This is a genomic window from Marinobacter sp. KM021, from assembly GCF_050707965.1.
In the GTDB taxonomy this organism is placed as follows: Bacteria; Pseudomonadota; Gammaproteobacteria; order Pseudomonadales; family Oleiphilaceae; genus Marinobacter; species Marinobacter shengliensis.
Map to the genome: position 1 here is coordinate 2,509,761 of NZ_CP136129.1, position 13,965 is coordinate 2,523,725.

Annotated in this window: 12 protein-coding genes; 7 read left to right on the top strand and 5 right to left on the bottom strand. The window is 57.7% G+C overall.

Annotated features, from left to right (window positions below):
* Nucleotides 1-109: 109 nt before the first annotated feature.
* A complete protein-coding gene (locus RVM24_RS11840) occupies nt 110-1,141 on the bottom strand; it encodes a type I glyceraldehyde-3-phosphate dehydrogenase (RefSeq protein ID WP_431474035.1) in 1,032 nt (343 codons plus the stop codon).
* The gene (tkt, locus tag RVM24_RS11845; RefSeq protein ID WP_431474036.1) at nt 1,141-3,141 is read right to left on the bottom strand and encodes a transketolase; all 2,001 of its coding nucleotides are present in this window, start codon (nt 3,139-3,141) and stop codon (nt 1,141-1,143) included. Before tkt ends, RVM24_RS11840 begins: the two co-directional genes overlap by 1 nt.
* A gap of 235 nt (nt 3,142-3,376) precedes the next feature.
* Here tkt and RVM24_RS11850 point away from each other — a divergent pair, with 235 nt between their 5' ends.
* The 7 genes from RVM24_RS11850 to RVM24_RS11880 all read left to right on the top strand — a co-directional run bounded on the left by RVM24_RS11850 (nt 3,377) and on the right by RVM24_RS11880 (nt 10,889).
* Nucleotides 3,377-4,378, top strand: a complete 1,002-nt coding sequence (locus tag RVM24_RS11850; RefSeq protein ID WP_058092732.1) for a metalloregulator ArsR/SmtB family transcription factor — start codon at nt 3,377-3,379, stop codon at nt 4,376-4,378.
* Nucleotides 4,379-4,474: 96 nt separating this feature from the next.
* A complete protein-coding gene (gene metK, locus RVM24_RS11855) occupies nt 4,475-5,665 on the top strand; it encodes a methionine adenosyltransferase (RefSeq protein WP_061332607.1) in 1,191 nt (396 codons plus the stop codon).
* 469 nt (nt 5,666-6,134) lie between these two features.
* Nucleotides 6,135-7,529 carry an adenosylhomocysteinase gene (gene ahcY, locus RVM24_RS11860; protein WP_431474037.1) on the top strand — a complete coding sequence of 465 codons (1,395 nt, stop codon included), beginning with the start codon at nt 6,135-6,137 and terminating at the stop codon, nt 7,527-7,529.
* 12 nt (nt 7,530-7,541) lie between these two features.
* On the top strand, nt 7,542-8,411 hold the full coding sequence (gene metF / locus RVM24_RS11865) for a methylenetetrahydrofolate reductase [NAD(P)H] (RefSeq protein WP_061332605.1): 870 nt from the start codon (nt 7,542-7,544) through the stop codon (nt 8,409-8,411).
* Nucleotides 8,412-8,627: 216 nt separating this feature from the next.
* Nucleotides 8,628-9,386 carry a transporter substrate-binding domain-containing protein gene (locus RVM24_RS11870; protein WP_431474038.1) on the top strand — a complete coding sequence of 253 codons (759 nt, stop codon included), beginning with the start codon at nt 8,628-8,630 and terminating at the stop codon, nt 9,384-9,386.
* A gap of 71 nt (nt 9,387-9,457) precedes the next feature.
* A complete protein-coding gene (locus RVM24_RS11875; protein WP_431474039.1) occupies nt 9,458-10,129 on the top strand; it encodes an amino acid ABC transporter permease in 672 nt (223 codons plus the stop codon).
* 13 nt (nt 10,130-10,142) lie between these two features.
* A complete protein-coding gene (locus tag RVM24_RS11880) occupies nt 10,143-10,889 on the top strand; it encodes an amino acid ABC transporter ATP-binding protein (RefSeq protein WP_431474040.1) in 747 nt (248 codons plus the stop codon).
* 60 nt (nt 10,890-10,949) lie between these two features.
* On the opposite strand, the gene RVM24_RS11885 is transcribed toward RVM24_RS11880, so the two are convergent.
* The 3 genes from RVM24_RS11885 to RVM24_RS11895 form a co-directional block, all read right to left on the bottom strand.
* The gene (locus RVM24_RS11885; protein WP_431474041.1) at nt 10,950-11,738 is read right to left on the bottom strand and encodes an SDR family oxidoreductase; all 789 of its coding nucleotides are present in this window, start codon (nt 11,736-11,738) and stop codon (nt 10,950-10,952) included.
* 55 nt (nt 11,739-11,793) lie between these two features.
* Nucleotides 11,794-13,353: a BCCT family transporter gene (locus tag RVM24_RS11890; protein WP_431474042.1), complete on the bottom strand. Its 1,560-nt coding sequence runs from the start codon at nt 13,351-13,353 to the stop codon at nt 11,794-11,796.
* 109 nt (nt 13,354-13,462) lie between these two features.
* Nucleotides 13,463-13,951 (bottom strand): DUF2505 domain-containing protein, encoded by a 489-nt coding sequence (locus RVM24_RS11895; RefSeq protein WP_106694771.1) that lies wholly within the window; start codon nt 13,949-13,951, stop codon nt 13,463-13,465.
* Between the last annotated feature and the right edge of the window lie 14 nt (nt 13,952-13,965).

Genomic DNA, 13,965 nt, shown 5'->3' on the forward strand with positions numbered 1-13,965 from the left:
CATTTCTACGGGTTAGAACGTTATTGCCACGGACGACACAGACTTGCACGGACGAAAAGATAAAAGAGCTTTGTATTTGTCCGTGTTCGTCCGTGTGGTCCGTGGCTCATCAATCAGTTTTCTCAAGCCAGACCTTGCTGACATCCAGCATCCGGTTGGCGAAGCCCCATTCGTTGTCGAACCAGCAGAGTACTTTCACCATGGTGCCGCCGGTGACTCGGGTCTGGCCTCCGTCTACCACGCCGGAATGGGCGTCGTGGTTGAAGTCGGAACTGGCCAGCAGTTCGTCGGTGTAACCGAGGATGCCTTTCAGGCCACCCTTTGCGGCGCTCTGCAATAGCTGGTTTACCGCCGCTACATCGGTGGCCTCGCGTACATTCACCACCATGTCTATAGCAGAGACATTGAGTGTTGGCACGCGCATGGCAACCGAGCTGAAGCGACCTTCCATATGGGGTAACAAACGCTCTATGCCACGGGCCAGGCCGGTGTCTACCGGGACGATATTATGGAGCGCGCTGCGGGTGCGGCGCAGATCCTGGTGGTGGTAGGCATCGATCACCGGCTGGTCGTTCATGGCGGCATGGATAGTAGTGGTACTGCCCTGCTCTACGCCGAAGGCGTCGTCCAGTACCTTGATCACCGGTACCAGACAGTTGGTGGTGCAGGAACCAGCCGCAACAATCACATCATCGGACGTCAGACTGTTATCGTTGATGCCAAACACCACGGTGCGGTCCACATCGGATTCGCCCGGCTGGGAAAACAGCAGGCGCTGGGCGCCAGCCTGAATGTGTTTCTCCGCTGTGGCGCGGTCGGAATAGGCGCCAGAGCATTCCAGCACCAGGTCCACGTCCAGCAGACGCCAAGGCAATTCACTTGGGTCCGGGTGGCGCAGCACCCGGATGCGGTCGCCGTTGACCACCAGGTTATCGCCATCCACCGCCACCTCACCGTGAAACCGCCCGTGGGTGGAGTCGTATCTGGTGAGATGGGCGATGGTGTCGATATCCGACAACTCGTTAATCGCGACCACCTGCAGATGGTCGCGATAGCCGTTTTCATAGAGTGCCCGCAACACGCACTGGCCGATGCGGCCGTACCCGTTGATGGCGATGCGAAACGGCGTTGAGTTGGTCATCAGGCGTCCAGGAGCTCGTCAGCCACTTCCAGGATGTTATCGACGGTGAAGCCGAATTCCTTGAACAGCTCGCCGGCAGGCGCAGACTCACCAAAGGTGGTCATGCCCACAACCCGGCCGTCAAGGCCCACGTACTTGTACCAGTAGTCAGCAATGCCGGCTTCAATGGCGATGCGGTTGGTGACTTCCAGCGGCAGCACCTGTTGCTTGTACTCGGCGCTCTGGGCGTCGAATACATCGGTAGACGGCATGGACACTACGCGCACAGCCTTGCCCTGCTCGCGCAGTTTGGTGGCAACGTCCTGGGCCAGGGCCACTTCAGAGCCGGTGGCAATCAGGATCAGCTCCGGGGTGCCTTCGCTGTCAGACAGCACGTAGCCACCCTTGGCAACGTTGGCCAGCTGCTCGGCGTCACGCTGCTGGTGCGGCAGGTTCTGACGAGAGAACACCATGGCGGTGGGGCCGTCGTTGCGCTCAAGGGCGGCTTTCCAGGCTACCGCAGATTCCACGGTATCGGCCGGGCGCCACATGCTCATGTTCGGCGTAGTGCGCAGGCTGGCCATCTGCTCGATGGGCTGGTGCGTGGGGCCGTCTTCGCCCAGACCGATGGAGTCGTGGGTGAAGACAAAGATGGAGCGCTGCTTCATCAGAGCCGCCATGCGTACCGCGTTGCGACAGTATTCCATGAAGATCAGGAAGGTGGCGCCGTAGGGGACAAAACCGCCGTGCAGGGCGATGCCGTTCATAATGGCGGCCATTCCGAACTCACGTACACCGTAATAGATGTAGTTACCGGAGGCGTCGTCTTTGGTCACGCCTTTGCAACCAGACCAGATGGTCAGGTTGGAACCAGCCAGGTCGGCGGAGCCGCCCATCAGTTCCGGCAGCAGCGGGCCATAGGCGTTCAGGGTGTTCTGGGATGCCTTACGGGAAGCGATGGTGTCGCCCTTGTCCTGGCATTCCTGAATGTAGGCCTGAGCTTTTTCAGAGAAGTCTGCCGGCAGCTCGCCGGCCATGCGGCGCTTGAACTCAGCGGCCAGTTCCGGCTCGGCTTTTTCGTAGGCGGCGAATTTCTCTTCCCACGCTTTCTGGGCAGCCGCGCCTTTTTCTTTGGCATCCCAGGCTGCGTAAATTTCAGAAGGCACTTCGAACGGACCGTGCTGCCAGCCCAGCGCTTCCCGGGTCAGGGCGATTTCATCGTCACCCAGCGGGGCGCCGTGGCAATCTTCCTTGCCCTGTTTATTGGGGGAACCAAAGCCGATGATGGTTTTGCAGCAGATGATGGTGGGCTGATCGGTATTCGCGCGGGCCGCTTCGATGGCCGCACGAATGGCATCGGCATCGTGGCCATCCACATTCGGGATAACCTGCCAGCCGTAGGATTCGAAACGCTTGGGCGTGTCGTCGGTGAACCAGCCCTCTACTTCACCATCAATGGAAATGCCGTTGTCGTCGTAGAAGAACACCAGTTTACCCAGGCCCAAAGTACCGGCCAGGGAGGCGACTTCGTGGGAGATGCCTTCCATCAGGCAGCCATCGCCCAGGAATGCGTAGGTGTAGTGATCAACAATCTCGTGGCCCGGGCGGTTGAACTGCGCCGCCAGGGATTTCTCGGCCAGCGCGAAACCAACGGCATTGGCAATGCCCTGCCCCAGCGGGCCAGTGGTGGTCTCAATGCCCGGCGTATAGCCGTATTCCGGGTGGCCCGGGGTTTTGGAGTGCAGCTGGCGAAAGTTCTTGATGTCGTCAATGGAGACGTCGTACCCACTCAGGTGCAGCAGCGAATACTGCAGCATGGAGCCATGGCCGTTAGACAGCACAAAGCGGTCACGGTTGGCCCACTGAGGGTTGGCCGGGTTGTGGCTGAGGTAATCGTTCCACAGTACCTCGGCGATATCCGCCATACCCATGGGCGCACCCGGGTGGCCGGACTTGGCTTTCTGAACCGCATCCATGCTCAGCGCGCGAATGGCGTTGGCGAGATCTTTACGGGACGACATTGACTATTCTCCAGTGTTTTTCAGGAAAAGAATTCAAGCTGCAAAAACTGCTTAAAAAGAAGGCGCGTATTTTCGCCGATTACGGTATGCCGGGGCAAATCCATATGTAGTGGTTTTCCGATGGCGGCGGCACAAACTCGCCAAAGCAACTGATTTCACAAAGCCATAAACCTATATCAAAAAATTTTGATATGGCTATTGATCGACCAACCAATCACCCCTACACTTGCCAACCATGACCTCACTCAATGCACATGCTAACGAACTGTCCTCCGTGGACACCCTGGCACCGATCTTCAAGGCGAGCGGAGACCCCCTGCGCCTGGAGATCCTGCGGGTGCTGCGCCGTGACACCTTCGGCGTGCTTGAGCTGAGCCAGCTGTTTGATATGCGCCAGTCCGGCATGAGCCATCACCTGAAAGTGATGAACAAGGCCGGGTTGCTGGAACCCCAGCGTGAAGGCAACGCCATTTTCTACCGCCGCCCCCTGCATCTGGACAGCGACAAACTGGCGGACCAGGCGATCCGGCAGATATTCGAGACGGTAGACCGCGTGCCCTTGCCGCCGCAGCTGGAAGAAAAGATTGAGGCAATACGTGAGCAGCGGGCGGAGCAGTCCCAGGCGTTTTTCTCCCGACACTCGGAGCAGTTCCGGGAACAACAGGAATTGATTGCAGCCTTTGACCTGTATGCCGAGCCCACAGCAGAGCTGATCCGCAAGCGCACGACCCGGCAAGAATGGCGCAGTGCGCTGGAAATCGGCCCAGGTGAAGGTGCCTTCCTGCCCGTACTGTCAGCCCTGTTTGAACACGTGGTAGCGCTGGATAACAGCAAGGACATGCTGGCCAAGGCCACCCGCACCTGTATTGATGAGCGTTTGAATAATGTGGATTTGATTGAAGGCGTCACCGACACGCTGCTGGCCCGCGGTGATGCCTTTGACCTGATCGTCGCCAACATGGTGCTGCACCATGTGCCCAGCCCGGCGGACATCTTCCTGGATGCCGCGGCACTGATGAACAGCGGTGGCTGTTTTATCGTCAGTGATTTGTGCAGCCATGATCAGGACTGGGCGAAAGAGAATTGCGGCGACCTCTGGCTTGGCTTTGAGCCGGAAGAGCTGACCGCCTGGGCCGCTGATGCCGGCCTGACCGCCGGAGAGCAACTGTTTATTGGCCTGCGCAACGGTTTTCAGGTGCAGGTCAGGGAATTCTGGAAAACGTCCGCAACGGCCTGAGGCCCGAGCGGATACTGGAACATCAAAAAACTTTGATATTGTCGTACGTAGAAATACGTACACTGACTTTGAAAACGCTCACAAAGGAGCACCGCTATGTCTGACTACAACATCTTCACCTCCGAATCGGTCTCTGAAGGCCACCCGGACAAACTGGCCGACCAGATTTCCGATGCGGTACTGGATGCCATCCTGGCCGACGACCCGCACGCCCGCGTGGCCTGCGAAACCATGGTCAAGACCGGCGTTGCCATCGTTGGCGGTGAAATCACCACCAGCGCCTGGGTAGACCTGGAAGACCTGGTGCGCGGTGTGATCAAAGACATCGGCTACACCTCCTCAGACGTGGGCTACGACGGCGACACCTGTGGCGTGATCAACATCATCGGCAAACAGTCTGTCGACATCGCCCAGGGCGTTGACCGCCAGAAACCGGAAGACCAGGGCGCCGGCGACCAGGGCTTGATGTTCGGCTACGCCAGCAACGAAACCGACGTGCTGATGCCGGCACCGATCACCTTCTCTCACCGACTGGTACAGCGCCAGGCCGAAGCCCGCAAGAGCGGCCTGCTGCCGTGGCTGCGCCCGGACGCCAAGAGCCAGGTAACCTGCCGCTATGAGAACGGCCAGGTTGTCGGTATCGATGCCGTGGTTCTGTCCACCCAGCACGACCCGGACGTGACCCAGGAAGACCTGAAAGAAGCGGTAATGGAGCTGATCGTCAAGCACACGCTGCCGGAAGAACTGCTGCACAAAGACACTCAGTTCCACATCAACCCGACCGGCAAGTTCGTGATCGGCGGCCCGGTGGGCGACTGTGGCCTGACCGGCCGTAAGATCATCGTAGACACCTACGGCGGCATGGCCCGTCACGGCGGTGGTGCGTTCTCCGGCAAAGACCCCTCGAAGGTTGACCGTTCTGCCGCCTATGCCGGTCGTTACGTGGCCAAGAACATCGTCGCCGCCGGCCTGGCCGAGAAATGCGAGATCCAGGTGTCCTACGCCATCGGTGTAGCCCAGCCGACCTCCATTTCCCTGAACACGTTCGGCACCGGCAAGATCAGCGACGACAAGATCATCGACCTGGTACGCGCACACTTCGACCTGCGCCCGTATGCGATCACCAACATGCTGGACCTGCTGCACCCGATGTACCGGGCAACCGCAGCCTACGGCCACTTCGGCCGCGACCCATACGAGATGACCGTTGGCGGCAAGACCTTCACCGCGTTCCCGTGGGAGAAGACCGACCGCGCTGCGGCTCTGAAGGATGCCGCGGGCATCTGACGAATTTGGGTCTGACTCCTTGAGTTGGGCCCTATTTTGGCCCAGCCCGCCACCGTCTGGGGGTGGCGGCGCTGAGGTAAGTCCTTCGGGGACACGCTACAAGCACATCCATGTGCGCTTGTTTCGGGCCGTCCATGGCCCTCAACAGTCCCCGAAGGACTTACCTCACCACCGCTTTGCAACATCGGTGAGGGCTTATCCAGAAAAAAGGCCTTAAAAATTGCTGTACCTGAGGCCTGAAACAGATTGAGCGGCGTAGAAAAGACCGCATACGCCAAATGTTAAAACGAGGGAGTGGGGTTTTGCTTTCGCGGAATTTCGAAGGCCAGGGATGGCCTGAGAGAAGCGCACATGGATGTGCTCGTAGCGGTTCCGCGAAAGCAAAACCCCACTCCCGCGGCACCCAAATCATGCGGCCAGAGGATCACGAACTCCGAAGGCCAAAGCAGACTGACAGGAGAACACCCAAATGAGCACTCCGGCAGAAAAACTGACCACGTTTGAAGACTACAAAGTCCGCGACATCACCCTCGCCGACTGGGGTCGCAAGGAAATCAAAATCGCCGAAGGCGAAATGCCCGCCCTGATGAAACTGCGCGAGAAATACAAAGCCGAGCAGCCGCTGAAAGGCGCCAACATCATGGGCTGCATCCACATGACCATCCAGACCGCCGTGTTGATTGAAACACTGGTCGAGCTGGGCGCTAACGTGCGCTGGTCATCGTGCAACATCTTCTCCACCCAGGACCAGGCCGCAGCTGCCATCGCAGCACAAGGCATTCCCGTGTTCGCGTGGAAAGGTGAAACCGACGAAGAATACGAATGGTGCCTGCACCGCACCGTAGGTGCGGACGTGGACGGCTGGCAGCCGAACATGATCCTGGACGACGGCGGCGACCTGACCGAGCTGCTGCATAACGAATACCCGGAAATCATCAACAACGTGCACGGTGTCACCGAAGAAACCACCACCGGCGTACACCGCCTGCAGGAAATGCTGCGTGACGGCACCCTGAAGATCCCCGCGATCAACGTGAACGATTCGGTCACCAAGTCCAAGAACGACAACAAGTACGGCTGTCGCCACAGCTTGAACGATGCCATCAAGCGCGCTACCGACCACCTGCTGTCTGGCAAGAAAGCACTGGTGATCGGTTATGGCGACGTAGGAAAAGGCTCTGCCCTGTCCCTGCGTCAGGAAGGCATGATCGTAAAAGTGACCGAAGCCGACCCGATCTGCGCCATGCAAGCCTGCATGGACGGCTTTGAAGTGGTGTCTCCGTACATCGACGGCATCAACACCGGCACTGAGCAGGGCATCAACACTGATCTGCTGGGCACCACCGACCTGCTGGTGACCACCACCGGTAACGTCAACGTGTGCGACGCCAACATGCTGAAGGCCCTGAAGAACGGTGCTGTGGTGTGCAACATCGGCCACTTCGATAATGAAATCGACACTGCCTACATGCGCAAGAACTGGGAGTGGGATGAAGTCAAACCGCAGGTTCACGTGATCTACCGTGACAAGGCCGCCAACGACCACCTGATCCTGCTGTCCGAAGGCCGCCTGGTGAACCTGGGCAACGCCACCGGTCACCCGTCTCGGATCATGGACGGCTCCTTCGCCAACCAGGTGCTGGCTCAGATGTACCTGTTCGAGCGCAAGTTTGCTGACCTGCCGGAAGAGTCCAAGGCCAAGGGCGTTTACGTTCAGGTTCTGCCCAAGCAGCTGGACGAAGAAGTGGCCCGCGCGATGGTGGAAGGTTTTGGTGGTGTGATCACCAAGATGACGCCAGACCAGGCAAAATACATCGGTGTGCCGGTCGAAGGCCCGTACAAGCCGGAAAGCTACAGGTACTAAGCGGAAACGATCATGGAATCCCAGAAGCAATTCAAGCGCCGTTTCAGCTTTGAGTTTTTCCCGCCCAAGACCGATCAGGGCAAGGAAAAACTCCAGGCGGTGCGCAACCAGCTGGCCGAGGTGAACCCGGATTTCTTCTCGGTCACCTTCGGCGCCGGCGGTTCCACCCGGGACCGCACCATTGAAACGGTACTGAACCTGCACAAGCAGGGCATTTCCACAGCACCGCATCTGTCCTGCGTGGGTGGTACCCGCGCAGAGATCGGGGAGCTGCTGGATCTGTATAAAGAGAACGGCATCAACCGGATTGTCGCCCTGCGCGGCGACTTGCCCTCGGGCATGGGCGCTTCCGGTGAGCTGCGTTACGCCAACGAGCTGGTGGAATTCATCCGGGAGCACAGCGGTGATCACTTCAATCTGGAAGTGGCTGCCTACCCGGAGTTTCATCCCCAGGCGCGCAACGCCGAGGAAGACCTGAAGAACTTCGCACGGAAGGTACAGGCCGGTGCCAACAGCGCCATCACCCAGTACTTCTTCAATGCCGACAGTTACTTCTACTTCATCGACCGTCTGGAGAAGATGGGCGTCACCATTCCGGTGGTGCCGGGCATCATGCCTATCGTCAACTTCTCCAGCCTGGTGCGGTTCTCGGATATGTGCGGTGCGGAAATCCCCCGCTGGATCCGCAAGCAACTCGAAGCCTACGGCGACGACACCGACAGCATCCGCAAGTTCGGCGAAGAAGTGGTCACCGAAATGTGCGAAAAGCTGCTGAAAGCCGGGGCGCCCGGGCTGCACTTCTACACCCTGAACCAGGCTGAACCCAGTATCTCCATCTGGAAGAATCTGGGCATCAGCGACCGGGAGAAGATCGCTTTCTGATCTGCTCCCCGAAGCCCTCTGCACCTCTGCAGAGGGCTTTCGTTTTATCCTCCTGCCGCTATAACCAACTGATTTTCTGCAAATCCTCGTTTTCTGGTCTAACCTGTATCTGATGTATTCCCATCAACGCTCCCCGCAAGGCATGCGCTAAAAGCGGTTACCTGTGCGGATTGCCTTACCGGGCAAACGGAGCACAAAAAACAGAAAGGAGAACACATGAGCACGAAATGGCTGAAAACACTGGGCGCTGGCCTGGCATTGTCGGTTGCAGCGTCAACCGTTAGTGCAGAAACCCTCCGAGTGGTTACCGACCCCAGTTTTGTCCCCTTTGAAATGATGGACCAGGAAACCGGCGAGATGATCGGTTTCGACATGGATATCATCTCTGAGGTGGCCGAGCGCGCGGGCTTTGAGTACAACCTGCAGACCATGGATTTCAACGGCATTATCCCGGCCCTGCAAACCGGCAACGTGGATATCGCCATTGCCGGTATTACCATCACCGAAGAGCGCCAGCAGATTGTCGATTTCTCTGATCCCTACTACGACTCAGGGCTGCGGATTCTGGTGCGGGCAAATAACAGCGACGTCGACGAGCTTTCTGATCTTGAGGGCAAGAAAGTTGGCACCAAGATCGGCAGCACCAGTTACGACTTCCTGATGCAGAATCTGGAGAGCAATGGCGGTGTCACGCCGTACCCGGGCAGCTCCGATATGTATATGGCGCTGATGTCCCGTGCCATTGATGCAGTGTTCTACGATGCCCCCAACGTAGGCTACTTTGCCAGCACCCGTGGCGAAGGTCGGGTGAAAACCGTCGGCCAGCTTTATGAAGGCCAGCAGTACGGTATCGCCCTGAAAAAGGGTAGCAAGTGGGTTGGCCCGGTCAACGAAGCACTTGCCTCTATTAAGGGAGACGGCACCTACAAGACCATTTATGAAAAATGGTTTGGCCCCATGCCTGAAGACAAGTAACCCGCCATCCGTTCTGGTCAGGGCGTACAACGCCCTGACCGGTTCCTCCCAACTCAACGGAGACTCACACTGTGGAATTCCAGTTTCAGTTTGACTGGCAGGCAGCAATCAATGCCATTCCATTTCTGGCCAAAGGCATCCCCTACACTCTGATGATTTCCTTTGGTGGCCTGGCCATTGGCTTTGTGCTGGGCATCCTGTTCGGTTTGCTGAGCATCAACAAAAGCTGGTTCCTGCGCTGGCCAGCCATTGCCTACATCGAGATTTTTCGTGGCACGCCGATTCTGGTTCAGGTCCTGTTTATTTTCTACGGCCTGCCAGACCTGATCGGTGGGCCCATCGACCCACTCACCGCTGGCATTGCAGCCATCGCACTCAATTCCGGCGCTTATATTTCCGAAGTGGTGCGTGGTGGCGTGCAGTCCATCGACAAAGGCCAGACCGAAGCCGGCCTGTCGCTCGGTCTCTCAAGAACCCAGACCTTCTGGTCCATCATCTGGCCCCAGGCGTTCCGGCGCATGATTCCGCCACTGGGCAACCAGGGCATTGTCAGCATCAAAGACACGTCCCTGTTTTCTGTCATCGGCGTAGGTGAACTAGTCCGCCAGGGGCAGGTGTACATTGCCAACACGTTTACCGCGTTCGAGGTGTATTTCGTGGTGGCACTCATGTACCTGGCCATCACCTTAACTCTGTCCCTGCTCCTGCGTTTGCTTGAGCGCCGTGGCGTAGCGTCTGCCTGAAGGAACCCGAGAAATGACTCAGATTGTGAAAATGAAGGGCATGAACAAGCACTTCGGCAAACTGCATGTCCTCAAGGATATTGACCTGACCGTCGAGCAGGGAGAAGTGGTGGTGATTATCGGTGCCAGCGGCTCCGGCAAGTCCACTTTGATCCGCTGTGTGAACGGCCTTGAAGAGTATGAATCCGGCGTCCTGGAAGTAGATAACCAGAAACTCGCGCCCAAAGGTGGCAACCAGCAGGCATTGTCGGAAATACGCAAGGAAGTGGGCATGGTGTTCCAGCAGTTCAATCTGTTCCCTCACCTGACGGTACGAAAGAACATCATGCTGGCTCCCATAAAAGTCAAAAAGGCGTCCCAGGTAGTGGCCAACGCCACCGCAGAGCGCTTGCTGGACAGAGTGGGCATCGGCAACCAGGCCGACAAATACCCCAGCCAGTTGTCGGGTGGCCAGCAGCAACGGGTAGCCATCGCCCGGGCCCTGGCCATGGAACCTCGATTAATGCTGTTTGACGAACCTACCTCCGCGCTGGACCCGGAAATGATCGGAGAAGTGCTGGACGTTATGCGGGAACTGGCCAAGGAGGGGATGACCATGATGGTGGTTACCCACGAGATGGGATTTGCCCGGGAAGTGGCAGACCGGGTGATCTACATTCATGAGGGCCAGATTGTTGAGGAAGGCAGGCCCGACGATGTCTTCGACAATCCCCAGAACGAACGTACCCAGGCGTTTCTGTCACGGGTGCTGGCGCACTGACCGCCTCGCACCCGGTTCTTTTGGTCTCGGTAGTTGTCTAAGGCTTACCGAGGCCTGCAATCACGCTCTGGCCAGGCGGAACAGCAATTCCGGCGACAGCCGCTTGACCCAGAGCGCCGCCATTTCCTTGCCCTTGCCTACCGGGATTTCACGCTTTTTCGCTTGAAGCCCTTTGAAGATCACCTCAGCACATTCATTTACGTCCATGCCACCGGCAATGTCGGCATCTTCCTCACCATAGGCAGAGCCATCACCGGCCAAGGCATTACGGGAAATATCCGTGCGAATGAAGCCCGGCGTGATGGTGGAAACCTGAACACCCTCGCCTTCCACTTCCGCACGAAGGGCATCAAAAAAGCCCATAACCGCATGCTTGGCGGCGCAATATCCGGTTCTCATGGGAGCACCGACTTTGCCGGCCACACTCGAGGTGACCGCCAAGTGACCGGAACCGCGCTCCAGCATGTGGGGCAGTACGGCCTTGGTGAGTGCAATCTGGCCCATTACATCCACATCCATTAGTTTCTGATAGACCGACATATCGGTGTCTTTGCACAAAGAGCGTTGAGACACGCCGGCGTTGTTGACCAGAAGATCAATGGTCCCGAAAGTATCCAGAACCGTCTGTACCGCCGTGGGCAACGAGGCCCAGTCGGTGACATCCAACGGGAGCACAAGGACGTCATCAGCGACCAAACCAGCCTCTCGGCAACGGCTCGCAACTCGCTCCAGTTCACTTGCTCGCCGCGCAGATAACACCAGACGCGCACCATCTTTTGCATATCGCAGGGCGAGCGCTTCGCCAATGCCGGAGGAGGCTCCGGTAATCCAGACAGTTTGTGCAGACATAACCAGTGAGTCCTTGAGTTGTCGATTGTTGTTCTTGCCTAATCTGAACCTGAGACTACACCAGCCCTTGTTCCCTCGCCATAGCCATCGCAGCGTTAGGCCCCGTCCAGAGTGAAGGCAGGATTATCAGGGAAACCGGTATCGCGGTGAGCACAATAAACTGTTGAAGCACCCCGATCTGACCAGCACCCATATACAGAAGAATGGCGGCCATCAGCGCCATCGCGCCTCCCCAGAATACCCGAATCCAGGGGCTGGGCTCATCGTGACCCGCACCGACCATGGCGATGGCGTAACTCATGGAGTCGCCGGTAGTAGCAACAAAAATGGTGGTAAGCAAAAGAATTGCTGCGGCCATCCAGGTGCCGCCGGGCAACGCCTGAGCGACGGTCAGAGTGGCAACATCAAAGCGGAAACTGTTCAGCGCATCGGTGAGGTCAAAGGTGCCAGCCAACTGGTGATAGATACCGGAACCGCCCAACAGGGTGAACCAGATGGTTGTAGCGATCGGCGCCAGCAAGGCCACGGCAAGAATCATTTCCCGCACGGTCCGCCCACGGGAAATCCTTGCGACAAAAACGGCCATCAACGGTGTGTAGCCGATAAACCAGGCGAAGAAAAACACGGTCCACCATTTCATCCACCAGTCTGGCGCCGTTTGCGCAGTCATGGTGGCCATGGCGAAAAATGAAGTGACATATTCACCCATAGACTGGGTATAGGTGTTTGCCAGGAACAACGTCGGGCCAAAGATAAAAATGACCGCCGCAATGGCCAGCGCAAGCAACACGTTAAAACGGCTGAGCAACTGGATGCCTTTGTGTAGCCCGGTCATCGCGGACGTCATGTAAACGCCCGCCAGTACAATCAGCACGGTCAGCTGCGTGCCATAGCCGTCGGTCACGCCAAACAACTCGTGTAGACCAAAGCTCATTTGCGTGGCAAGAAAGCCTATCGGCCCAACGGTGCCCGCCACCACCGCAATCACACAAAACGCATCAACGATGCCGCCAAGGCGTCCCTGGATAACCTTCTCGCCAAACACCGGATACAACAATGTGCGGGGCTGCAGTGGCTTGCCCTGATCATAGTGGGCTCTGGTCAGAACCAGAGCTGTCAGCGAACCGAGCACCGCCCAGGCCAAAAAGCCCCAGTGAGTAAACGCCTGCGCCATGGCCGGTGCGACTGCCGCCGCAGTCCCCGCCTCGGTACTAAACGCCGGGGGCGTCACCACAAAATGATACACCGGCTCACCGGCGGCAAAGAACACGCCGCCACCGGCCAGCAAGGTACACATGATCATAGATAACCAGCGAAAGCGACCAATCTGGGGGCGGTCAAGGCCACCGACGCGCGCAGCCCCGGCGCGACTGAGCGCCGTTCCGATGGCAACGAAGAATGTCAGCAGCAGAAGTAACTGAAAAAAGGAACCCAGATACTTTGCTGTCCAGGTGAAACCGGCACCAATAACACTGGCCACAGATGCGCTGTTGACGATTGAGGCCCCGACAAAGAACAGGATAAAACCGATGGTAAGGATCAGAACCACCGGATCACTGTCGGCCAGGGCGCTGGATTTGTCCCGTATCTCGGGACCGGATGATGTCGCTTTCATGAGTGATGCCTCTCGAAGAAAAAGCCGCGCAGGCTACAGGAAAGTTCGTGATCTTGCACGAATCAGCTACAAAGTACGCGGCTATGGAGAAAAGGCATCACCAAGAAGGTCACAACAACTGCCGGGTAACCTCATACTCCCGCTCAATCTTTGCGTGGGAGTCCTCGGCCAGGAACTTGGCGACCTTTTTTCCCAGGAAAGGCACATCGCAGTGAACAGACAGATTCACGTAGTTGATGCAGCGATTACCATTGCCCAGCAAACGCATAATGCCCTTGATTCGAGCTGGCACCCCATCAATCCTTACCCGAAACTCGCAGTGCCACTCGCCATCGTCTTTCTTGAACCAGTGCTCTTCCTGGCGCACCCGGTTCCACTCCCGATGAAAGCTCGCCAGCATGCCCGGTACCGGGGCTGAGGCCATCATTTCCCGCTCAATGACCAGCTTGGCTGCAGCATCGTCCCGTTGCAGCTCAGCTACACGAAGGTTCCGGGAACCGAGCTTCTCGTTCTTTTCAATAATGTGATGCTCACTGAAGAACCGTTCGATGATGTGATCCAGCCCTACCTCATAGGGATGCTCCAGAGTCAGCTCCATAGTCGCCTCCTGTT

What these genes read in the sequence shown, in the direction of transcription:
- RVM24_RS11840 (WP_431474035.1), bottom strand. Translation starts at nt 1,141, where the DNA reads ATGACCAACTCAACGCCGTTTCGCATCGCCATCAACGGGTACGGCCGC.
- tkt (WP_431474036.1), bottom strand. Translation starts at nt 3,141, where the DNA reads ATGTCGTCCCGTAAAGATCTCGCCAACGCCATTCGCGCGCTGAGCATG.
- RVM24_RS11850 (WP_058092732.1), top strand. Translation starts at nt 3,377, where the DNA reads ATGACCTCACTCAATGCACATGCTAACGAACTGTCCTCCGTGGACACC.
- metK (WP_061332607.1), top strand. Translation starts at nt 4,475, where the DNA reads ATGTCTGACTACAACATCTTCACCTCCGAATCGGTCTCTGAAGGCCAC.
- ahcY (WP_431474037.1), top strand. Translation starts at nt 6,135, where the DNA reads ATGAGCACTCCGGCAGAAAAACTGACCACGTTTGAAGACTACAAAGTC.
- metF (WP_061332605.1), top strand. Translation starts at nt 7,542, where the DNA reads ATGGAATCCCAGAAGCAATTCAAGCGCCGTTTCAGCTTTGAGTTTTTC.
- RVM24_RS11870 (WP_431474038.1), top strand. Translation starts at nt 8,628, where the DNA reads ATGAGCACGAAATGGCTGAAAACACTGGGCGCTGGCCTGGCATTGTCG.
- RVM24_RS11880 (WP_431474040.1), top strand. Translation starts at nt 10,143, where the DNA reads ATGACTCAGATTGTGAAAATGAAGGGCATGAACAAGCACTTCGGCAAA.
- RVM24_RS11885 (WP_431474041.1), bottom strand. Translation starts at nt 11,738, where the DNA reads ATGTCTGCACAAACTGTCTGGATTACCGGAGCCTCCTCCGGCATTGGC.
- RVM24_RS11890 (WP_431474042.1), bottom strand. Translation starts at nt 13,353, where the DNA reads ATGAAAGCGACATCATCCGGTCCCGAGATACGGGACAAATCCAGCGCC.
- RVM24_RS11895 (WP_106694771.1), bottom strand. Translation starts at nt 13,951, where the DNA reads ATGGAGCTGACTCTGGAGCATCCCTATGAGGTAGGGCTGGATCACATC.